This window comes from Pseudomonas sp. F1_0610 (assembly GCF_047470865.1).
GTDB lineage: Bacteria > Pseudomonadota > Gammaproteobacteria > Pseudomonadales > Pseudomonadaceae > JAZDRH01.
Genome location: NZ_JAZDRH010000031.1, coordinates 17,247 through 37,059, shown reverse-complemented (window position 1 = coordinate 37,059; position 19,813 = coordinate 17,247). Strand labels below are relative to the sequence as shown.

Annotated in this window: 23 protein-coding genes and 1 tRNA gene; 12 read left to right on the top strand and 12 right to left on the bottom strand. The window is 41.7% G+C overall.

All coding sequences use genetic code 11. The annotated features are described in order from the left end of the window. Positions 1-12 precede the first annotated feature (12 nt). Positions 13-816, bottom strand: coding sequence for an AAA family ATPase (locus VQ643_RS14190; protein ID WP_414200594.1), 804 nt, complete (start codon positions 814-816; stop codon positions 13-15). Between the two features lie 117 nt (positions 817-933). Here VQ643_RS14190 and VQ643_RS14185 point away from each other — a divergent pair, with 117 nt between their 5' ends. Genes VQ643_RS14185 through VQ643_RS14175 form a run of 3 tightly spaced genes read left to right on the top strand, consistent with a single transcriptional unit; the run spans position 934 to position 1,955 of the window. After that, positions 934-1,389, top strand: coding sequence for an RHS repeat-associated core domain-containing protein (locus VQ643_RS14185; protein ID WP_414200600.1), 456 nt, complete (start codon positions 934-936; stop codon positions 1,387-1,389). Beyond that, complete coding sequence (locus VQ643_RS14180; RefSeq protein ID WP_414200592.1) at positions 1,383-1,718, top strand: hypothetical protein; 336 nt, start codon at positions 1,383-1,385, stop codon at positions 1,716-1,718. The genes VQ643_RS14185 and VQ643_RS14180 overlap by 7 nt, the downstream gene beginning before the upstream one ends. Before the next feature lie 18 nt (positions 1,719-1,736). Continuing rightward, a complete protein-coding gene (locus VQ643_RS14175; protein WP_414200590.1) occupies positions 1,737-1,955 on the top strand; it encodes a hypothetical protein in 219 nt (72 codons plus the stop codon). 205 nt (positions 1,956-2,160) lie between these two features. Here the strand turns inward: VQ643_RS14175 and VQ643_RS14170 are convergent, their stop codons facing one another. The 3 genes from VQ643_RS14170 to VQ643_RS14160 form a co-directional block, all read right to left on the bottom strand. Further along, the gene (locus VQ643_RS14170) at positions 2,161-3,357 is read right to left on the bottom strand and encodes a tyrosine-type recombinase/integrase (RefSeq protein WP_414200588.1); all 1,197 of its coding nucleotides are present in this window, start codon (positions 3,355-3,357) and stop codon (positions 2,161-2,163) included. A gap of 163 nt (positions 3,358-3,520) precedes the next feature. Continuing rightward, positions 3,521-3,597: transfer RNA gene (locus VQ643_RS14165), tRNA-Val, on the bottom strand. Positions 3,598-3,610: 13 nt separating this feature from the next. Continuing rightward, positions 3,611-3,925, bottom strand: a complete 315-nt coding sequence (locus tag VQ643_RS14160; RefSeq protein WP_414200586.1) for a hypothetical protein — start codon at positions 3,923-3,925, stop codon at positions 3,611-3,613. A gap of 219 nt (positions 3,926-4,144) precedes the next feature. Between VQ643_RS14160 and tusD the strand changes: the two genes are divergently transcribed. From tusD to VQ643_RS14135, 5 genes are all read left to right on the top strand, one after another. After that, positions 4,145-4,540, top strand: coding sequence for a sulfurtransferase complex subunit TusD (gene tusD, locus VQ643_RS14155; RefSeq protein WP_414200584.1), 396 nt, complete (start codon positions 4,145-4,147; stop codon positions 4,538-4,540). Then, a complete protein-coding gene (tusC, locus tag VQ643_RS14150) occupies positions 4,537-4,893 on the top strand; it encodes a sulfurtransferase complex subunit TusC (protein ID WP_414200582.1) in 357 nt (118 codons plus the stop codon). Before tusD ends, tusC begins: the two co-directional genes overlap by 4 nt. Then, complete coding sequence (gene tusB, locus VQ643_RS14145) at positions 4,890-5,165, top strand: sulfurtransferase complex subunit TusB (RefSeq protein WP_414200580.1); 276 nt, start codon at positions 4,890-4,892, stop codon at positions 5,163-5,165. Before tusC ends, tusB begins: the two co-directional genes overlap by 4 nt. After that, complete coding sequence (locus VQ643_RS14140; RefSeq protein WP_414200578.1) at positions 5,162-5,497, top strand: TusE/DsrC/DsvC family sulfur relay protein; 336 nt, start codon at positions 5,162-5,164, stop codon at positions 5,495-5,497. The genes tusB and VQ643_RS14140 overlap by 4 nt, the downstream gene beginning before the upstream one ends. A gap of 88 nt (positions 5,498-5,585) precedes the next feature. Next, complete coding sequence (locus VQ643_RS14135; RefSeq protein ID WP_414200576.1) at positions 5,586-7,760, top strand: ankyrin repeat domain-containing protein; 2,175 nt, start codon at positions 5,586-5,588, stop codon at positions 7,758-7,760. Positions 7,761-7,884: 124 nt separating this feature from the next. Here VQ643_RS14135 and VQ643_RS14130 read toward each other — a convergent pair whose 3' ends face one another. The 6 genes from VQ643_RS14130 to VQ643_RS14105 all read right to left on the bottom strand — a co-directional run bounded on the left by VQ643_RS14130 (position 7,885) and on the right by VQ643_RS14105 (position 13,310). After that, the gene (locus VQ643_RS14130) at positions 7,885-8,589 is read right to left on the bottom strand and encodes an ABC transporter ATP-binding protein (protein ID WP_414200574.1); all 705 of its coding nucleotides are present in this window, start codon (positions 8,587-8,589) and stop codon (positions 7,885-7,887) included. Positions 8,590-8,592: 3 nt separating this feature from the next. Then, positions 8,593-9,357, bottom strand: a complete 765-nt coding sequence (gene livG / locus VQ643_RS14125; protein WP_414200572.1) for a high-affinity branched-chain amino acid ABC transporter ATP-binding protein LivG — start codon at positions 9,355-9,357, stop codon at positions 8,593-8,595. Beyond that, positions 9,354-10,610 carry a high-affinity branched-chain amino acid ABC transporter permease LivM gene (locus VQ643_RS14120; RefSeq protein WP_414200570.1) on the bottom strand — a complete coding sequence of 419 codons (1,257 nt, stop codon included), beginning with the start codon at positions 10,608-10,610 and terminating at the stop codon, positions 9,354-9,356. The genes livG and VQ643_RS14120 overlap by 4 nt, the downstream gene beginning before the upstream one ends. Further along, a complete protein-coding gene (gene livH / locus VQ643_RS14115; RefSeq protein WP_414200568.1) occupies positions 10,610-11,533 on the bottom strand; it encodes a high-affinity branched-chain amino acid ABC transporter permease LivH in 924 nt (307 codons plus the stop codon). The genes VQ643_RS14120 and livH overlap by 1 nt, the downstream gene beginning before the upstream one ends. A gap of 68 nt (positions 11,534-11,601) precedes the next feature. Continuing rightward, positions 11,602-12,723 carry a branched-chain amino acid ABC transporter substrate-binding protein gene (locus tag VQ643_RS14110; RefSeq protein ID WP_414200566.1) on the bottom strand — a complete coding sequence of 374 codons (1,122 nt, stop codon included), beginning with the start codon at positions 12,721-12,723 and terminating at the stop codon, positions 11,602-11,604. Between the two features lie 287 nt (positions 12,724-13,010). Next, on the bottom strand, positions 13,011-13,310 hold the full coding sequence (locus tag VQ643_RS14105; protein WP_414200564.1) for a DUF2288 domain-containing protein: 300 nt from the start codon (positions 13,308-13,310) through the stop codon (positions 13,011-13,013). Between VQ643_RS14105 and VQ643_RS14100 the strand changes: the two genes are divergently transcribed. Both VQ643_RS14100 and VQ643_RS14095 read left to right on the top strand, forming a co-directional pair. Next, positions 13,280-14,278 carry an NAD(P)-dependent oxidoreductase gene (locus tag VQ643_RS14100; protein ID WP_414200562.1) on the top strand — a complete coding sequence of 333 codons (999 nt, stop codon included), beginning with the start codon at positions 13,280-13,282 and terminating at the stop codon, positions 14,276-14,278. The genes VQ643_RS14105 and VQ643_RS14100 overlap by 31 nt on opposite strands. Before the next feature lie 2 nt (positions 14,279-14,280). Further along, positions 14,281-15,057, top strand: coding sequence for a hydroxypyruvate isomerase family protein (locus VQ643_RS14095; RefSeq protein ID WP_414200560.1), 777 nt, complete (start codon positions 14,281-14,283; stop codon positions 15,055-15,057). Here VQ643_RS14095 and VQ643_RS14090 read toward each other — a convergent pair. After that, entirely contained in the window at positions 15,054-16,358 is a 1,305-nt protein-coding gene (locus VQ643_RS14090) for a GntP family permease (protein WP_414200558.1), read from the bottom strand. The two genes, VQ643_RS14095 and VQ643_RS14090, sit on opposite strands and share 4 nt — an antisense overlap. A 164-nt stretch (positions 16,359-16,522) precedes the next feature. On the opposite strand from VQ643_RS14090, the gene VQ643_RS14085 reads away from it, so the two are divergent. Together VQ643_RS14085 and VQ643_RS14080 are read left to right on the top strand one after the other, a co-directional pair. Then, the gene (locus tag VQ643_RS14085; RefSeq protein WP_414200556.1) at positions 16,523-17,836 is read left to right on the top strand and encodes a spinster family MFS transporter; all 1,314 of its coding nucleotides are present in this window, start codon (positions 16,523-16,525) and stop codon (positions 17,834-17,836) included. After that, positions 17,837-18,154, top strand: coding sequence for a BolA family protein (locus tag VQ643_RS14080; protein WP_414200554.1), 318 nt, complete (start codon positions 17,837-17,839; stop codon positions 18,152-18,154). A gap of 68 nt (positions 18,155-18,222) precedes the next feature. Here VQ643_RS14080 and VQ643_RS14075 read toward each other — a convergent pair whose 3' ends face one another. Continuing rightward, positions 18,223-19,539, bottom strand: a complete 1,317-nt coding sequence (locus tag VQ643_RS14075) for an OmpP1/FadL family transporter (RefSeq protein WP_414200552.1) — start codon at positions 19,537-19,539, stop codon at positions 18,223-18,225. Between the last annotated feature and the right edge of the window lie 274 nt (positions 19,540-19,813).

The following is a 19,813-nucleotide window of genomic DNA, read 5'->3' as shown; positions in this document are numbered from 1 at the left end:
CTGTATTAATTTTCAATTTTCCTCTAATAGATAGTTAATCATTTTTTCGTGGTTGTTTAAGAAATATTTGGTTATAGTAAAATGATCGGTTTTATTATATTGAATTGTAGTTATTTTTTGCTCGTCTAAAGATAATATTTTTGCATTTGGATATGCCATTAGTATTGGAGAATGAGTTGCAATTATAAACTGTGAACCTTGATTTATTAGTTCATGTATGCGTTTAATCATTGCCATTTGCCGAGTTGGAGATAATGCAGATTCAGGCTCGTCTAATATATATAACCCTTGCCCTTGAAAACGATGTAACATAACAGCTAAAAATGCCTCACCATGAGATTGTTCATGTAATGAAACATTCCCATAAGATGCAATAATAGGTGGGGCTAGTGCAGGTTCCTCATCTAATTTAACTATCTCAGTGGCTAGATTATAAAAACTTTCTGCTCTTAAAAAAAAACCATCTTTTTGTTGCCGGAAAGAACGAGATAAGCGGATATTTTTCCATAAATCAGTATGGGATTTTTTAGTTGAAAATGTAAAGTTTTTCGTCCCTCCTTCTGCATTAAAACCACAAGCGATAGCAATCGCTTCTAGTAAAGTAGATTTACCTGAGCCATTTTCACCTACAAGAAATGTAATTTTTGGATGTAAGGTGATGCTATTGAAATTATTGATAATTGGAAGAGTAAAAGGAAAACTATCAAAGTTTTTAATTTTATCTCGTAATAATGTTACTGAGTATAGAAATGGTGTTTCTATATCATTGCTCATCTGACAGTCTGCCTCAACGTATAAATTAATATATTTAGACATCAAGATACCTGAGCCAGCACCATAAATACAACACCAACAAGTCTGTAATTTTTCACTCGCATGGAACATTTCATTGATAAATATCTGCCATTGCCTCTGTGAAAATAAAGCGCTAGCATTCTTCTTATTAATGAAAGAAGCTGTAACGCTTGTAACACACGACTTAAAATCGGCGAACTAAACGAACAAGGCCAACTACAAATAGCCTATGGCTGGAAACCTGACAGCGAGTGGGGAACACAACCCCTCTGGCAAGCCAACCTTAACCACAGCGCTACCACAACAGGCACACTCAATAACGCCAACTACCATTATCTTTACAACGACCACCTAGGCACACCACAGATAGCCGCCAACAGCGAAGGTAACACCACATGGCAAGCCCAAATGCAAGCCTTTGGGGAAACCACGCCCAACCGCACCAACCAGATCACCATGAACCTGCGCTACCCTGGACAGTACTTTGATGCAGAGACGGGCACACATTACAACTACTACAGGGACTACAACACAAGAGTAGGACGTTATAGCCAAAGTGATCCGATCGGCTTGGGGCTGGAGGTACTTTGGTAGCACCTGGTGTAGGGACAGTAGGGGGAGCGATAACAACATCCTCTGCAGCTGGTGCTGCTGGTGCTACTGGTGGAGGGCTTATAGGTTATTGGGTAGGAGATAAATTGTGTCCTGCCACGGCTGATATTACTCCGAGTGTAAGTAATGATGCTAACTGTGGCTCAAACACTACAGCTGGCGGATGCAGTGGTAGTATAGTTATTTCTGAAGCATTAACAGCAAGAAAAGAATGGTGTATAGAATATTGTTCTGATGTTGCTCTGCCAACAAGAGATAATGGTTTTTCCTTTTGGAAGTGTGTAAACGACTGTATAGGCGACTTTGAATAACTTAAAGGTTTTAGTGCTATGAATAAAGAGACTGCAATTGAAATTATTAATCTTATGTTAGAGTGCGGCGATAAACTAAATACATCGGTTGCATTAGTGGAAAGTAATTGCTCTGAGAGTTATTTTGTTAATTATCGTAGAGTAGTTGGCCATCTAATGGGAGGTATGCTGTTGAATATAATGAATCCAATATTTAAGGAGTATCCTGAATTAGAGCCAGAGCAATTGAAAAGGTAAGGTGTAATTTTTCACTCGCATGGAACATTTTATTGATAAATACCTACCATTCTCTCTGTGAAAATAAAGCGCTAACATTCTTCTTATTAATGAAAGGAGCTGTAACGCTTGTAACACACGACTTAAACCTTGTGTAACAAGCTACAGCTCCTTATTTTCAAGCCCGCAGCACGTGTAACACCTGTAACACCACACAAATTCATTTTCACACTAAACTATCTAGATAATCAGCATACCATTGCATCATAACTCTACGTTGTTCTAAGTATTGTGCTTTGTTATACACGCCTGCAACGCCTTCTTTAACGTGGCTTAGCTGTGCTTCAATGTGATTCTCTTCAAAGCCATTTTCATTAAGCACAGTACTTGCTATGTGTCTAAATCCATGACTGGTTTGCTTACCTTTGAATCCCAAACGATTTAATGCCATACGAAAAGCACCTTCAGATCGAGGCTCAGTTGATCGGCTTCGATGTGGAAAGAGTAAGGAATACATGCCTGTATACTGTTTAAGCTGCTTGATTAACTTAATGGCTTGATGAGGAAGAGGGATAATATGTTCCCTGCCACGTTTCATGCGTTCGGCCGGTATAGTCCATACTGCATTTTCAATATCAAACTCGGTCCAAGGAGCACAACGCAGCTCTGAAGGGCGGCAGACTAGCATTGATATTAACTGCAAACCAATGCTGATGTCTGGATCTCCTTTATATGTACGTATGGCCAGAATTAAAGCAGGTAGCTCCTTAGAAGAAACATGAGGGAAGTTGGTGCTTTTTCTGTTCTGCAAAAATTTATGTAAGCCCTCAATTGGATTACTATCAGCTCTCCCTGTGACTTTAGCCAAATCATAAATATCCCGACAGTGCCGTCGTATACGGCCAGCTTGATCAACAATACCTCTATCCTCAAGACTGCGTAGCAAGTTTATCCATTCAATAGGGCGAATATCCCCATAATACCTAGAACCAAGTTTTGGAAATACATGTAACTTCAATGCTCCTAGTGCTTTATTGAATGTTATAGGACTCCAACCAATACGCTTACCCATAAGCCACTCGTTGGCTAACTGTTCAAACGTATTTTTAGTATTAAGTTGCTTGCTAACTTCTTGGGGCTGTTTAATAAGTAGGGGGTCGTTACCCGCTGCTATTTCTTGTTGCAGAGAGTTGGCTTTTGTTCTAGCAAGCGCTGCTGTAACTTTTGGATAAGCACCCAGCCCTAGCCACGACCAAGTGCCATTTGGTTTCTTATAACGTAGTTGCCAAGATTTGTTGCCATTAGTTTGCACGCGTAAATAGAGCCCATTTCCGTCTAACTCTCGGTATTCTTTTAACTCAGTTTCTAATTTTTCTATAACCGTATCAGCTAGAGGGCGCCGTTTGATGTCTTGCCGTTTCATTCTGTATCCTCTGTGTGATCATTTTTCATTGGATACACGATAGGATACAAAAAGTTTAATTATATGTCTGGTTATGTTTGGGCATGTAGAAACAATAAAAGCCCACGAAAGTGAGCTTTTATGCTGCTTTCAGGCCATGTTTGGGTATCTGAAAGTATATGTCTGGTAGGCACAATTGGATTCGAACCAACGACCCCCACCATGTCAAGGTGGTGCTCTAACCAACTGAGCTATGTGCCTAAGTGGGCGCTGATTATACAGCCTGAGTTTGAGTCGTCAAGTCTAATTGGTTTTCCCAGCCTAATACGCACTTTAGTTTTTCTTGCTGACGTAGGATTGTTAGGCACTCAGCACAAAAGCGCTGGTCAGATAATGCATTAGGTTCTACATCTTGCCAGAGTGGGTTGGCTGGCAGTAGCTTACCGCACAGCGTTCTGTCTGCATGGGCATTGAGTTCAAGTTGTCGCAGCGTTACATGCAGGCGTACTTGCTGACAGGCAAATAAATCAAGCTGTTCGTCAGGTTGAATAAGGCGATATGCATGTAGCGACCAAGTAATACGTGACATGGCGGCTCCAAAAGGGTGCGTCACATTACCGTAAAAGGGTGTTTCTTCAAAGTACTATTTAAATAAATAGATTAGTACTTTGGAATCTTTGTTGGTGTTTGTGAGGCTAATCATGTAATCATTAGGCCTACTGTTAAATATTGTTCTTTTTCCCTTCGATGACATACCTGTATGAACAGGCTTAACTGATATACTGAGTAAAAATTTTCTGAGAAAACTATGAAGTTTGCGATTGCTTTATCTTGTCCAGCTCACAGCCCTAGCGCACGTCGTGCACTTGCTTTTGCTCAAGCTGTAGTTGAGCAAGGCCATACCGTTGAGCGTGTCTTTTTTTATCAAGAGGCTGTTTACTTAGCGCTAGATACTGCTGTACTACCACAGGATGAGCAAGATCAAAGCAAAGCTTGGCAGCACTTTGTTCAGACCCACCAGCTAGATGCTGTTGTTTGTATTGCAGCAGCGTTACGCCGAGGTGTATTAGACGCTTCAGAGGCGCAACGCTATCAAAAAACGACTAGTAATTTGGCAAAGGGCTTTGTGCTATCAGGTTTAGGGCAATGGCATGATGCCGTGCAGTTAGCGGATCGAGCTATTTGGTTTGGAGCGGATCAATGAAGTCAACTTTGGTGATAACACGTAAAGCACCGCAGGCAGGGCTGAATGCGCGTGAAGCCTTAGATTTAGTTTTATCAGGCGCCGCTTTTGAAATTCCGTTAGCGCTTTTGTTCATTGAAGATGCTGTGTTTCAGTTACTAAAAGATCAGCAACCTAAATGCCTCGCTCAAAAAGACATAACCGCTAATTTGCAAGCCTTATCTATGTTTGGCGTTGAACAGCTTTATGTTGATGAACAAAGTTTAATTGAGCGCGGTTTAAGCTTAGATGATTTACTTGTTTTGGCTAAGCCTATCAAACAAAGTCAGTTATCTCATTTGCTTTCACAATTTGATCACGTGGTAAGTTTATGAAGCAAAGTTTGCATATTGTTAGTCGCAGCCCATTCACTACAACAGACTTAACACAAGCATTGGGCTTTATGGGTGATCAGGATGCGTTGTTGCTCTGTGGCGAGGCGGTTCAAGCGCTGCGCACAGGGTTAGATTTTCAATTACCATTGTTCACCTATGCATTATTAGAAGATGTGCAGGCACGGGCTATTACGACAGAAATTAGCTGTATTGATTATGTGCAAATGGTGAATTTAACCCTTGAGTATCAACGAGTGCATACATGGCAATGAGTAAGTTATTAGTAGATGGAAAGTTAATTTGTTTAGATCAGGATGATTGCTTGCTTAATTTGTCGGACTGGACGCCTGAGGTAGCAGCTGCATTGGCTCTAAAAGAGGGTATTGTGCTCACACAAGCACATTGGGAGATTATTCAACTAGTGCGCCAGTTTTATCAGCAGTTTGAGCTGGCACCTGCTAATCGTGCTTTGGTTAAATATATTGCACAGGAGTTAGGCCCAGAAAAGGGCAACAGCCTATACCTTAATCCGTTATTTGCTGGTAAGCCTGCCAAGCTTGCAGCGCGCCTTGCCGGCTTGCCAAAGCCAGCGAATTGTTTTTAGTACATTAAGTAGACAATACAAAGCTCGCAAGCCTTTAAAATAAATAGATGGATTTAACCTAACCTGTATCAAAGAATAGATATTAATAATGGTTACTCTTAAATTTATTTTATACGGACGATGGTTTGCCATGTTTCGAAAATATATTATTAAATTTGCATTACTTAGTATTAGTTTTGTTTTGCTAATTTGCGGACCGAAATCCTATGCACTTGAAGTATTCATGCCTGAAGTTACGCTAAAAGATTTTGATATCGAAGAATATTTACCTAATAATAAAGAAAACCAAATACGATTTTTGGAAGTGGCGGATAATAAAATATGGTTTATTACTCGATCCGATAACTTTTTATATGCTTATCAATGTACTAAGCTGTCTGTGTTTATTCCTACTGAGGAAGATAAAAATCCATGTAGTTATCGTTCGCCAGCGCTTGAAATTTCCCCCTCTATTTATCAGCCTGGCGGAAATATCTATGGTGAAGGCTCCTTTGGGGATTATGGCGGAGGTAATTTACAACTTAGATTAAGTGGAGCTAAAAATCAGCTTGCCATTACTTATGGTTACGAGGGCGATTACTCGTTAACTTTAGACAAAAGAGCATTTAAGATTTTTTCCATTTATCATAAGAGAACAAAATTTCCTGATTATAGAGTTTATGGTTATTTTTTATCGGGTGATTTTTTAGCAGAAGATGAAAAACAAGCACCAATACGCATTAGTCGTTATTCGGGAACTGTTGTTAATGCACATAAAAATATGCCTAAGTTAATATTAAGTTCTAATTTGCCTTGGAATAATGCAGATAAGAAACAAACTGAAGCTATGATAAAAGAGCTGTGGAGCGGTGTTTATGAATTACTTGCCTACCCAGAAAACATTGAATATAAACAAATACCCACGCAAGAGCGGTTACTAAAAGAGCTTGGCCAGCGTTACAGCGCAGTGGCGAAAACAAAGTTTGCAACAGCTAAGTTTTATCCAGCATTTGAAAATTTAAAACAGTTTTTTGATGAACACGGTTGGTACCAATTTGACCTTGATAAGGTACATCCGACCTATCTTGTTTGGCTAACAGATTATGCGTATTGGTTAAGAGCAACAGGCAAAACTCAGCAAGCTATTTTGGTGAGTGAAGAAGCTATAAGGCGAGCGCCAGATAAAGCAATAAACTATTTAACGCTAGCACGAGCGCAGCATTCGCTGACAAAGAGTTTTAATGATAAAGACAAATATTATTACCAACAAGCAGCGCTAGATAATTATCGACGTTATTGTTATTTATCACTAAAACAAGGCTCGCCAATGAGCTTGCAAGCGGCTAGAGAAGCCAGCTATTGGTTGCAAGTAGATGAGCTAAATGAAAGAAACTGTTCTCCTGTAATGGAGTTGATTGATGCCGTAGAGAAAAATAAAATAGCGCGCGTGCAAGCTTTACTTGAGCAAGGTACTCCTATCAATGCTTTAAGTAGTGATGGTAAACCGGCTTTGGCATATGCAGTAAATGCTCATAATATTGAAATGGTAAAATTTCTTTTAGAAAACGGTGCTCAAGCCTCTATGGTGATAACTCCTTTAAATGGTAATGAGAACGGCAGGGAAGGAATTTTTATGCTGGCAGTTTATCGTCAGATATATAAGGGCAAGCCATATGATTTTTCAGTTATGGATATGTTGCTTAAGTATGGTGCTGATATTAATGCGCCAGATTCAAATCGTAGTTGGGTTTTATTGTCAGCTGTTAAAAACTCCTACTCAGATATAACGTTAATACATTATTTATTAGAAAATGGAGCAGAGATAAATAAGGTTATTGGTTCTCCATATCATTCACCTCTTATTAGCGCACTAGATACAAAGAATTATGAATTAACTAAGTTGTTATTAGATTATGGAGCAGATGTTAATCTAAGCGCTTATGATGCAATTGATATTCGCACGGAAAAAGCAATGTATCAGTGGAAATCACCATTAACCGTTTTTTTAAAATCTGAATTAGATTCATTTATCTATTATAAAAGGACGCAAGTAAAACCGCAGGTCATAGATATGCTTAAGCTCCTATTAGAAGAAGGTGCTGATCCTACGTTAGGAGGGCCTGGGCCTGATAAAAATAGGCCTGATCAAAATGCATGGAATATTAACCGAGAGTTAGCCGAAAAGTTCAACTCTATTGTAGTAAAATGCTTACTAGAAAAATATAATCCAGCAATTGAACCTCAGTTGGATCATGAAGGTAAAGATTTATGTGCTGGCTATTAAATAAATGGTGACTAATAGACTTGCCAAGAATGAGTGCTGGTATTTATAAGTTTTTCTTGACCGCTACAAAATAGCATCGCAGCCAAGTGATAAACTTGGCTGCGCAGAGGGGCGTATTAAAGGCCTAGCCTCCTAGATAAGCTTGGCGTACTTGCTGATTTTCTAATAAACATGCGCCTGTATCTTCTAATACCACTTTACCGTGCTCTAACACATAGCCTCGATCGGCTAAACGTAAGGCTTGGTTGGCGTTTTGTTCTACGAGAAATATAGTCACGCCTTCTTCTCTTAATTGATGCAAAATTTTAAAAATCTGCTGAATAATAATAGGGGCTAGTCCTAATGAAGGCTCGTCCAATAAAAGCAGCTTAGGCTTGCTCATGAGTGCACGCCCAATCGCGAGCATCTGTTGCTCACCGCCAGACATGGTGCCTGCGCGCTGAGCATAGCGTTCATGCAGGCGCGGAAAAAGCTCTAATACGTGATTGAGACGTGTTTGTCGTTCGTGTTTGTCATCACAAAAAAAAGCGCCCATAGCTAAATTTTCTTCAACCGTCAGCCGCGAAAAAATCCGCCGACCTTCAGGCACTATAGCTAAGCCTAAACGCATAATTTCAGCGGTAGGCATTTGTGTTATATCTTGTCCTTGATACAGCACTTGTCCACTACGTGCTTGCGGGTCGCCACAGAGTGTCATCATCAGTGTGGTTTTCCCCGCGCCATTTGCGCCAATAAGAGTGACAATTTCACCTTGGTTAACTTCAATGCTGACACTATCTAAAGCTTGAATTTTTCCATAATAGGTGCAGATATTTCGCATCTGTAGCATGGCTTACTCCTCACCTAAATATGCTTTGATAACATCTGGGTTGGCACGAATGGCATCAGGCTTGCCATTGGCTAATGGGCAACCTTGGTTAATGACGTAAATATGATCCGATAGCGTCATGACGAGCTTCATATCGTGCTCAATAAGTAAAATACTTAAGCCATTACTGCGTAAATCTAGTATCAAGTGCTTAAGGTCTTCCGTTTCACTTGGGTTTAACCCTGCCGCAGGCTCATCTAGCATTAACAAGGATGGGCGAGTGACCATGCAGCGTGCAATTTCTAAACGTCGTTGCTGCCCATAGGCTAAGGTGCCTGCTTGGCGATTAGCTTCACTCAGTAGGTCGACTTTTTCTAGCCATTTGACAGCATGTTCCTGTGCGTTTTTTTCAGCCCGTCGATAACTAGGTGTATTAAACAAACCTGCCAAGAAATTGGTATTTAGATGACGGTGTTGAGCGGTCATTAGGTTTTCAAGCACTGTCATTTCTTTAAATAAACGTACATGTTGGAAGGTGCGAATCATCCCGCGGCGGGCAATTTTATAACCAGGTAAGCCTTGAATGGCTTGTTGGTTAAAAACGATGCTGCCGCCTGTAGGTGCGTAAAACCCTGTTAGGCAATTAAAAACGGTCGTCTTACCTGCACCATTAGGGCCAATAATGGATACGATTTCTTGCGGTTCTACTTTTAAACTTACGCCATCAACGGCCATTAATCCGCCAAAGCGCATACTTAAATCGCGTACGCGTAAAATAGCTGTGCTCATGATTTTAGCTCCACGTGCGGACGGTGCATGGGAACAAGGCCTTGTGGTCGCCAAATCATCATTAAGACCATCATTAAACCAAACAGCAGCATGCGGTACTCATTAAATTCGCGCGCTAATTCAGGCAATACGGTCATGGCAATAGCGGCCAAGATAACGCCAACCTGAGAGCCCATGCCACCTAATACAACAATTGCCAAAATAATGGCAGATTCAATAAAGGTAAATGATTCAGGGCTGATAAATCCTTGGCGGGCTGCGAAGAAGCTTCCTGCAAAGCCAGCGAATATAGCGCCAATAGTAAAGGCTGTGAGTTTGATATGTGTAGGATTCATACCTAGTGCGCGACAGGCAATTTCATCTTCACGCATGGCTTCCCATGAACGCCCTAACGGCATGCGCATCATGCGATTGATGACAAATAAGGTGATGAGTACCAGCACTAGAGCCAATAGATAAAGGAAAATCACCCTGTGGTTAGTATTGTAGGCAAAGCCAAAATAGTCGTGGAAAGTTTGCGCGCCTTCTGAAGCGCGACGGTTAAATTCAAGGCCAAATAAGGTAGGTTTGGGAATATTACCAATCCCACGTGGCCCACCTGTAAATTCTGTCCAGTTATTTAGCAAAATACGAATGATTTCACCAAAACCCAAGGTGACAATAGCTAAGTAGTCGCCACGTAAACGTAGTACAGGAAAGCCTAATAAAAAACCAAAGATTGCGGCCATTACGCCAGCGGCCGCCAAGCCTGTCCAAAACCCAACGCTAAAGTACATGGCAAGTAGGGCATAAGTGTAAGCACCTACAGCATAGAAGCCGACATAGCCTAAATCTAATAATCCTGCTAAACCTACAACTATATTTAAGCCTAGCCCTAACATCACATAAATTAAAACCAAGGTGCCAAGGTCGATATGGCTACGGCTGGTGTAGAACGGAAAAATGAATGCGCCTAAAATAATAAGCGCCATAAAGGCAAGACGTAAGGCTTTAATATCACGTACTTGTTCAAAGCGGTTGACTAAGCCGGTAAAGCGTGGAATGTTGGCTATTCCAGAGCTGATTTGAGCGCGAAATAGTGAGTAAATAAAGATAGTGATTGCACCCGCAGCAAGCCAGACAAAGGTTTCTGTTTCAGCACCTACAACCGTAAGTTGAGTACCTTGCTGGGTTAAGCGCAACCCGAGAATTAATCCGCCTAGAATTAAAACCACAATGGCGGAAAATAAAGCCGACTTTATAGGTAAGCGCATTAGACTTTCTCCACTTCAGGACGACCTAAAATACCGGTGGGTCTAAAGAGCAAAATTAAGATCAATAAGCTAAATGCAACTACATCTTTATATTGGGTACTGAAATAAGCTGAAGTCATAGCTTCTGTTACGCCTAGAATTAATCCGCCTAATACAGCCCCTGCAATGCTACCGATGCCACCTAAAACAGCAGCGGTAAAGGCTTTAAGCCCCGCCATAAAACCAATATAGGGTGTGATTACACCGTAATATAAACTTAATAGCACACCAGCGATGGCAGCTAAAGCAGCACCAATAACGAAAGTAAGGCTGATGATGGCGTTGCTATTAATACCTAATAACCCTGTCATTTTTAAATCCTCTGCACAGGCACGACAGGCACGACCAGTACGTGAGCGAGAAATAAACCATGTAAGCAATACCATGCTAATCAGCGTCACTACGAAAATAATGCCTTGCATGTAGGAGAGTGCTGCATGTGCTCCTTGCTCATCACCAATTGCCCAGCCGCCTTTAATTACGCTGGGCATAGCAATATCACGTGCCCCTTGAGCAACGCGTACAAAGTTTTGTAAGAAAATAGACATACCAATAGCGCTAATCAGCGGAATTAGGCGGTTGCCGCCACGTAATGGGCGGTAGGCAACACGTTCAATGCTGTAGCCATAACTACTGGTGATGATAATACTGATGGCAAAGGCAGCGAAAATCATTAAGGGTAGGCTTTCAAGACCTAACATGGCTAAGCCCGTTAGTACAATAAAAGTAATATAACTACCAATCATATAAACTTCGCCATGCGCAAAGTTAATCATTCCTATAATGCCGTAAACCATGGTGTAGCCAATGGCGATTAGCGCATAGGTACTGCCAACAGTTAATCCGTTAATCAACTGCTGAACAAAATAATAAAAAGCTTCCATAACAAACCTACCTTGTTGCGGGCACCAAAAACCTACTATGCGAGCATAGTAGGTGCTGGTTTTTATCGTTATTCAGTCAGCGCTGTTTTAGAGCCGTCTGCGTGCCACTCATAGACAACGAAGTTAAAGTTTTTCAGATCGCCAACTTGAGTGAACTCAAGGGTGCCAGTAGGCGTGTCAAATGACTGTGAACGAAGTGCTTTAGCTACATCCTCTGGGTTTTCACCGCCTGTAGCTTTCATTGCATCAGCCATAACTTGTACTGCTGAGTAAGAAGGAAATACGAAAGGACCGCTTGGATCTTGCTTTTTCGCTTTAAAAGCCTCTACTAAGTGAGCGTTTTTAGGATCTTGGTCAAAGGCTTTAGGTAAGGTAACTAACATGCCCTCTGAAGCAGGACCAGCAATGGCGATAATATCTGTATTGCCTACGCCTTCTGGCCCCATAAATTTAGGTTTAAAGTTGGCTTCAGCAGACTGACGTAATAATAATCCCATCTCTGGGTGATAAGCGCCAAAATAGACAAAGTCGACGTTAGCTTTTTTCATTTTTGCAATTAATGCCGAAAAATCTTTATCACCTGCAGTTACGCCTTCAAAGAGTGCCACTGGAATGTTGGCTTCTTCAACTGCTTTTTTTACTGCAGTTGCAATGCCTTCGCCATATTGTTGCTTGTCATGCAAGATAGCAACGCGCTGAGGCTTAGCCTTCTCAACAATATATTTACCAGCAGTAGGGCCTTGCATGTTGTCTAGGCCAATAGTGCGGAATATAAGTGTTTTGCCTTGCTGAGTAAGCTGTGGCGTGGTGGAGGCTGCAGTAATCATCAGAATACCTTCTTCTTCATAGATATCTGATGCTGGCTGTGTTGAACCAGAGCATAAATGGCCAACTACAAATTGGATGCCATCATTGACAATTTTATTAGCCACAGCCACCGCTTGCTTAGGGTCGCAAGCATCATCATAAGCAACGGGTTCTAGTTGCTTGCCATTGACACCGCCGGCTTTGTTGATTTGTTCAATTGCCATACGTGCGCCAATAGATTGCATATCGCCATATTGGGCAACTGGGCCGCTAATAGGGCCAGCTAAAGCAATTTTGATAGTATCTGCAGCTACGGCCATTTGCGTAACACCCGCTAAAGCAATAGCGGCAAACAGGGCGCTTAATTTACCAGTTGTATTCATATCGCGATCCTTGTGTGGCTCTTCTATGTGAATTGTTGTGATTATTAATACTGCACATGAGGTGAGCTAAATGCTGTACTCCATAAAACATTTAGTACCTTTGACTTGGAGTGTATTGAAACTTTACGCAAAGGAAAATAGAAAATAGCCTTTAGTAGAGCATCTTTAGGCTTAAGTACGATAAAATTAAGGCTCTAGCCTAGGTTTTTAGTGTTTTTTTATGATTATATAGACAAAGGCGCAAGAGTTAGCTGTTTAATAAAGTGCTTGCGCCTTGTATGATGAAGTTAGTTTCGCTCTTGCACCAAAATCCAAGGTGAAATAACGACAGCCCATAAATTAGGGTTGCGTTCTTGATAATCTAACGCTTGTGCATCTTGTAAGGCGTGCAATAAGCCTTGCGCCATCCAAGCCTGCACTTGTGCTTTATCATCATTGGAAATGGCTTCACCTACAGCCACTAAATCCAACTCGCTGGCTACGGACATCACAATGCCCTTAGCAAAAAAGCGCTCCAATTCAGGCCAACTAATGGCGGCCGTTTCACCTAATATTTGTGCGTATAACGTACTTATTTCGTCAGTCATGTGCTGTCCTAACGGCAAAAAAACAACATGATAACCTGAATGCTGAGCTCACCAAAGAGGCAGTAGGAGTACAAGGAGTAATTATGGCTGTAGAACAACAAAAGGTTCTGGGGTTTATCGGTATAGGTTTGATGGGGAAGCCTATGGTAACAAGGCTTTTAGCCGCAGGATATAAAGTCTTTATTTGGAACCGTAGCCTTGAAAAATGCAAACCACTAGAAGCGTTAGGGGCCAGTTGCGTACCTACAGTGCAGCAACTTGTATCGCAAGTAGATGTGATTATGCTGTGTTTAGCTGATACTCAGGCCGTTGAGCAAATAAGCTTAGAGGAAGATGGGTTATTAGACAGCGTGCAAAAGCATCAGCTGATCATTGATTTTTCCAGTATATCGCCATCATCAACACGCCATATTGCACAAAAGATGACAGAAAAGGGTGCTATTTGGCTGGATATTCCTGTTTCTGGAGGAGTTTTAGGCGCCGAACAAGGCACTTTGGTAATGATGGCGGGAGGTTCAACGCAGGCTATAGATAGCGTACGATCAATTTTGGCGCATCTTTCCAGTCGTGTAACACGTATGGGCGATGTTGGTGCTGGGCAGGTAACCAAGGTCTGCAACCAAATGATAGTGGCAAGCAATGCCATGGTGATTGCAGAAGTAGTTGCCTTGGCGCAGCAATCAGGTGTTGACGCGCAGCTATTAGCCTCTGCATTAGCAGGTGGCTTTGCCGATAGCAAACCTTTTCAAATATTGGCACCACAAATGGCCGATCACCAATTTGAGCCTATCAAGTGGCATGTACGTACTCTACTTAAAGATGTTGAATTAGCAGCAGACTTAGCAAAAACCTCCAGTAATCCTATACCTATGTCAAACCAAGCGCTGCAACTACTACGCTTGCACGCTGGAAGGGGGTATGCAGAGCAAGACCCAGCAACGCTGATTAAACTCTATAGTAAGGAGTAATTATGCAATTAGCAGCGAATTTATCCTTATTATTTACTGAGTATCCTTTAATTGAGCGTTTTGCAGCCGCTAAAAGAGCAGGTTTTGCAGCGGTAGAAGTGCAGTTCCCCTATGAGATTCCAGCGGCCAAGTTGCGTGAAGTGCTAGATCAACATGAACTGACACTGGCACTCATTAATTTGCCCGCAGGTGATTTAATGCAAGGTGGTGATGGACTAGCGGCTAATCCTCATGGCTACCGTGCGTTCAATGAAGCTTTGGACGCCGCATTAATTTACGCCGAAGTAGCTAAGCCTAAACAGGTGAATGTGCTAGCAGGTAAAGTAGTGCAAGGCTCAACGAAAGAGCAGGCTCTTACCTGTTTATCAGCTAATTTACTTAATACGGCTCAGGCGTTTTCGCGATTGGGTATTGCAGTAGTAACTGAGGCTATTAATCCTTATAGCATGCCTAATTACTGTTTAAACACACCTGATGATTTACTGCTATTGTTGGATGATATTGCTCATCCTAACTGTAAAGCACAGTTAGATATCTTTCATATGGCCATGCAGCAAATTAACCCTGTTACGGCTATTTATCAGCTTAATAATCTAATAGGGCATGTGCAGTTTGCCGATTATCCGAATCGTCATGAGCCAGGTACTGGGACTTTAGATTTTAAAGCGGTATTAGTCGCTCTTAATGCGATAGGTTATCAAGGCTTTGTAGCCGCTGAGTATGTGCCAAGCCAAACAACAGAAAGTAGTTTGGCTTGGTTTAAGCAGTGGAAGGTTTAAGCGAAAATACTGTAGAGGATAACAGCCAGAATCATGGTTGGCACTGTCACTAATACGCTAACAACAAATACTGCTGGATAAGCACGTTGATGGGTTTCTTTACAGATAGCGCGAATAGTTGTCACCACATAGCCATTGTGTGGTAAGGAGTCTAAACCGCCAGAGGCAATAGCTGAAATACGATGCATAGCGCCATTATCTAGCCCCATTCCTTGGTAGATAGGTGCTAAGATTGGCAAAGCAATGCCTAAACCACCAGAAGCCGAGCCAGTAATACCCGCAATAACAGTAACCGCCACGGCTAAGCCAGCATACTCTAGACCAGGTAAGTCAGTTAAGAAAGCCACGATAGATATAAAAGCAGGCGATTGAGCTGCTACAGCACCAAAGCCTACGACAGCACAGGTGTTGGCAATGGCAATGAGTGCGTTCTCAGTGCCAAGAGTGAGCATTTTGCTGGGTTGATATAGGCAGCGACGAAATAGCAAATAGCCAATCAGTAAACTGGCTACCATGGCACATAACAAGGCCTCAATAACAGGAATAATCAACGCAAGTAAGTTAAAACCCGCAACAAGCACCACTAATGGCAGCATGGCACTAAGAAAAGATAGATTAGAGTGGCGGGTATAATCTTCTTCTATATAGTCATCTGGCAGGTTAAAACCTTCCCCCGCTTTTTTAGCACGTGTTGCCATATACTTTAAGGCAACACCTCCTACCAGCATAATAAATAAACTCATCAAGACGCCAATAATGCCACCAGCAGTGGCTGTAGTATTAAAATATGTAGTTGGAATCAGGTTTTGTATCTCGGGTGAACCTGGGGAAACCATGGTGAATGAAATAGAACCAAAGACAATAGCGGCAGGAATAAAACGGTGTGCAATGTTAGCGCTTTTAAAAAGTTCAAAAGCGATTGGGTAGAGTGTAAAACCCACAACAAACACGCTAACCCCACCGTAAGTAAGAATGGCCCCAGCCCCAACTACCGCTAAAATGGCGCGATCTTTACCTAGTACTTGCTTGGATTTTTCCGCAATGGCCAACGCAGCGCCACTGTCATCCATCATTCGGCCAAAAATAGCCCCTAGTAAAATCGCAGGAAACCATGTGGTAAAAAAGCCAGTAAATCCTTTCATGTAGTAATCTAACATGGCTGTACTTAGGTTGAGTTGGCTACTGAGTGCCACAATAACAGCACACACAATGGCTGCGACAATAATGTTCATGCCTCGCATCGTCATTAACACTAAGCAGCCTAGTGCTATAAATAAACCCAGATAACTAACAGCTAGCATAGGATGTTCCTTATTGTTTTTGTATTAATAGTGTAGGAACAGTGTAGGAAGCTTTAAAATACAGGGGCAATACACATGACTGCAGAGCATGTGTGCATTTTTGTTGTGCAACTTAAGGTTCATAGACCTTTGGCTGTGCGTTTTTAAAGAGATAAACAGAACTAATGAAGGCTACTGAAATAACAGAAAAAACAGCTAAGAACGCATGGCGAGTGATGTTTTTGCTCTTTTTAGCCAATATCCTAAATTTTTATGATCGAGTTATTCCTAGCATTGTGATGGAGCCTATCCGCCATGAGTGGGGATTAACTGATACACAAATAGGCTGGGTAAATACAGGCTTTACCCTAATGTATGCGTTGGCAGGAATCCCTTTAGCACGTTTAGCTGATTTAGGTGTACGCAAGCATATTATGAGTGGCGGCTTGTTGCTGTGGAGTGGTTTAACTGCGTTAAACGGCATGGTCAGTGGTTTTTGGGGCTTTCTGCTGGCGCGTATTGGTATTGGTGTCGGCGAAGCAAGCTATGGTCCTGCAGCTAACTCACTTATTGCAGACTTGTTCCCTGAACATAAACGAGGGCGAGCTATGAGTCTGTTTATGCTTGGTTTGCCTATTGGATTATTGTTAGCCTTTTTTACCACGGGTTGGGTGATTGAGTTTTTTGCTAATTGGCGAGCTGCATTTTTTGTAGCTGCCATTCCAGGCGTTTTGTTGGCTATTTGTATAGCCTTTATTAATGAACCTGTACGACAAACTATCAATGAGGTGAAAAAGCAAGAATCAAGCTGGAAGCTACTAAAAGTGCCAACCCTATGGATGCTTACAGCAGCCGGCTTGTTTTATAACTTTGCCACGTACACCAACACAGCTTTTATGGTGCCATTGTTGCAGCGTCATTATTTGCTGGATATTAAACAAGCCTCTGTGTCGGTTGGTATTATTGTTGGTGTTACAGGTCTTTTGGGCTTGCCGTTGGCAGGTTTTATTGCAGATAAGCTTCATAAAAGCGTGCAAAATGGCCGTTTACTCTTTGCGGCTTTCACTATTGCGCTATCTGCACTCTTAACAGGTTGGGCACTTTATACTGATGAGCTATCCGTTATTATTTTTGTGGGTTTGTTTGCCTTGGCATGGTTCTTTGCCTATAGCTTCTACACCAGTGTTTATACTGTAATTCAAGAAATTGTGGCTGCACACCTTAGGGCAAGAGCTATGGCACTATTCTTTGCAGGCTTGTACTTGCTTGGTGGTGGGTTGGGGCCTGTTATTGCGGGGGCCTTATCAGACTTTTTTGCCAGTAATGCTATGCTGGCAGCAGGCGTTAGCGAAATGAATGAAGTATTTAAGGCGCAAGGCTTGCGTTTAGCTATGTTAGCTATTCCTTGTGGCTTTCTGTTGACCAGTTTGTGCTTAGTGTTTTCGATACGCTTTTATCCTGCGGATAAACGCCAAGCACAGCAAATGGAGAATAATTAAGTGAATATGCAAGAAAAAATCCAACACGCATTGCAGCAGCTACAACCTTCGACGTTGCAGGTTGAAGATGAAAGCCACATGCATAGCCGTGGGCAGGAAACACACTATAAGGCCATTATTGTAAGTGAAGCCTTTGCCGGACTGGGCAAGGTTAAGCGGCATCAGTTAGTTTATCAAACCTTAGCTGAGTTAATGCCACAGTTTCATGCTTTAGCCTTGCATACCTACACTGACAATGAATGGGCCGCAGCAGAAGGCGCACCTGCATCCCCTAAGTGTCGTGGTGGTAGCTTGCATGACTTAGGTAAAACCAAATAGGTTTTGGCTATAGAGTTAATAGCAAAAAGCCAGCATAAAATGCTGGCTTTTTGTATGACAACTACAGCTTAGAACTTGTAAGTTGCTTGTGCTGTAAAACCATGCGCACTGTTACGGTAAGTGGCTTTATAGCCTGGCTGTAAGTAACCAATATTACCCATGCCAGGTGCATTTACTGGTTTTTGGTCTGGACGATCAACCTTGCCTTTGTTTTCTTTGATATAGGCATAAGCAAAGTCAAAGGTTAAATCGTTAGTTGGAGACCAGCCTGCACCTAAAGTAAAGATTTTACGATCACTGACTGGAATACGTACGTTACGATATTCTGTGTTAGTTGGTGATTTATCCCACGCAAAACCTGTACGCAAAACAACTTGAGGGTTTAACTGATAAGAAGCACCTAAAGACCATGCCCAGGTATCTGACCACTCTAGTTCTTCGCCAACTATAGGACCGCCATTTTTAGGCTTGGCTTCGATAGATTTTAGACGGCTCCAGCGTGTGTAAGTAACACCGCCATGTAGAGTCCATTTATCATCCAAGCGATGAGTGATAGAGGTATCAATCATTTCTGGCATGGTGATATCTAATGTAGCTTTATGCTTGCCATTTGGTAGGAATGCACCTAACGGGCCATTAGCTAGTTTGCCATCTATTTCATACTTAATATCGCCAGATAGTTTATATTTTACTTTAGAGTGATAGGTTAATCCCCAAGTGGTATCAGGTGTGATATTGACCATTACACCCGCATTAAAACCATAGGCAATGTCATCCCCTTTAATTTTTACTTTAGAGTCACCATTTGCTAGCTGACCGCCAGCTAGTCCTGATGTGTTTAAACTATTAGTCAACTCACCTTCAATACGGTTAAGAGTAGGGCCAAAGCCTACAGAAACAATATCATTGAACTTATAAGCAATAGTTGGCTGGAAGGTAATGACGTTAACGCTGCTTTTTAAGCCATGTGAACGACCCGCAAAGTCTTTTTCATAGTCGCTGATCACACCGAAAGGTACATAGATACCTACACCAGCAGACCAGTTTTCATTAATTTGGCTTGAAAAATAACCAAAAGGCACTGTTGCAACAGGAACCATATCCCCTTTGTTACGGCCCTTTGCAGTACCACCTTTTTGCTTAATATCAACTGTGGCTTTTACTAAAGCTAAACCACCTACAATTTGGTTGCCTTCAAGTTTGCTTAAACCGGCAGGGTTGCCGAAAATTGTACTGGCATCAAGAGCAGATGAAGCGCGTCCTGCATAAGCAGTACCTGCGCTACTTGCGCTTTGTTCGTTAATCGCCAAACCATTGGCTAAGGAATAAGTTGAAGCTGTTGCCAGTGCAATAGCTAAACTGGTACGAAAAAATGGAATACGCATTTTTGTTATAACTCCAGATGTGAGAACGCAAATTGAAGCTATCAATGATTTCGTGACCAGCCAACAGAATTTAGTTAAAAAAATAAGCTTTTACTGATACAATGGTCTATAAATGTGCCGAAAAATAAAAAACAAGCATTTTTTGATCGTTTTGTCTGACAATTGCTGTACTTATTTGAAGTTATAGTCAGGCTGATAAGAGTTATTGCATTAACTCTGTCTAATATAGTGATTTGAGTTTAATTTAGATTTGATCTGTTACAGATTTATTAAC

Coding starts and splice junctions, on each gene's coding strand:
- VQ643_RS14190 (WP_414200594.1), bottom strand. CDS start 816: ATGTCTAAATATATTAATTTATACGTTGAGGCAGACTGTCAGATGAGC.
- VQ643_RS14175 (WP_414200590.1), top strand. CDS start 1,737: ATGAATAAAGAGACTGCAATTGAAATTATTAATCTTATGTTAGAGTGC.
- VQ643_RS14170 (WP_414200588.1), bottom strand. CDS start 3,357: ATGAAACGGCAAGACATCAAACGGCGCCCTCTAGCTGATACGGTTATA.
- VQ643_RS14160 (WP_414200586.1), bottom strand. CDS start 3,925: ATGTCACGTATTACTTGGTCGCTACATGCATATCGCCTTATTCAACCT.
- tusD (WP_414200584.1), top strand. CDS start 4,145: ATGAAGTTTGCGATTGCTTTATCTTGTCCAGCTCACAGCCCTAGCGCA.
- tusC (WP_414200582.1), top strand. CDS start 4,537: ATGAAGTCAACTTTGGTGATAACACGTAAAGCACCGCAGGCAGGGCTG.
- tusB (WP_414200580.1), top strand. CDS start 4,890: ATGAAGCAAAGTTTGCATATTGTTAGTCGCAGCCCATTCACTACAACA.
- VQ643_RS14140 (WP_414200578.1), top strand. CDS start 5,162: ATGAGTAAGTTATTAGTAGATGGAAAGTTAATTTGTTTAGATCAGGAT.
- VQ643_RS14135 (WP_414200576.1), top strand. CDS start 5,586: ATGGTTACTCTTAAATTTATTTTATACGGACGATGGTTTGCCATGTTT.
- VQ643_RS14130 (WP_414200574.1), bottom strand. CDS start 8,589: ATGCTACAGATGCGAAATATCTGCACCTATTATGGAAAAATTCAAGCT.
- livG (WP_414200572.1), bottom strand. CDS start 9,357: ATGAGCACAGCTATTTTACGCGTACGCGATTTAAGTATGCGCTTTGGC.
- VQ643_RS14120 (WP_414200570.1), bottom strand. CDS start 10,610: ATGCGCTTACCTATAAAGTCGGCTTTATTTTCCGCCATTGTGGTTTTA.
- livH (WP_414200568.1), bottom strand. CDS start 11,533: ATGGAAGCTTTTTATTATTTTGTTCAGCAGTTGATTAACGGATTAACT.
- VQ643_RS14110 (WP_414200566.1), bottom strand. CDS start 12,723: ATGAATACAACTGGTAAATTAAGCGCCCTGTTTGCCGCTATTGCTTTA.
- VQ643_RS14105 (WP_414200564.1), bottom strand. CDS start 13,310: ATGACTGACGAAATAAGTACGTTATACGCACAAATATTAGGTGAAACG.
- VQ643_RS14095 (WP_414200560.1), top strand. CDS start 14,281: ATGCAATTAGCAGCGAATTTATCCTTATTATTTACTGAGTATCCTTTA.
- VQ643_RS14090 (WP_414200558.1), bottom strand. CDS start 16,358: ATGCTAGCTGTTAGTTATCTGGGTTTATTTATAGCACTAGGCTGCTTA.
- VQ643_RS14085 (WP_414200556.1), top strand. CDS start 16,523: ATGAAGGCTACTGAAATAACAGAAAAAACAGCTAAGAACGCATGGCGA.
- VQ643_RS14075 (WP_414200552.1), bottom strand. CDS start 19,539: ATGCGTATTCCATTTTTTCGTACCAGTTTAGCTATTGCACTGGCAACA.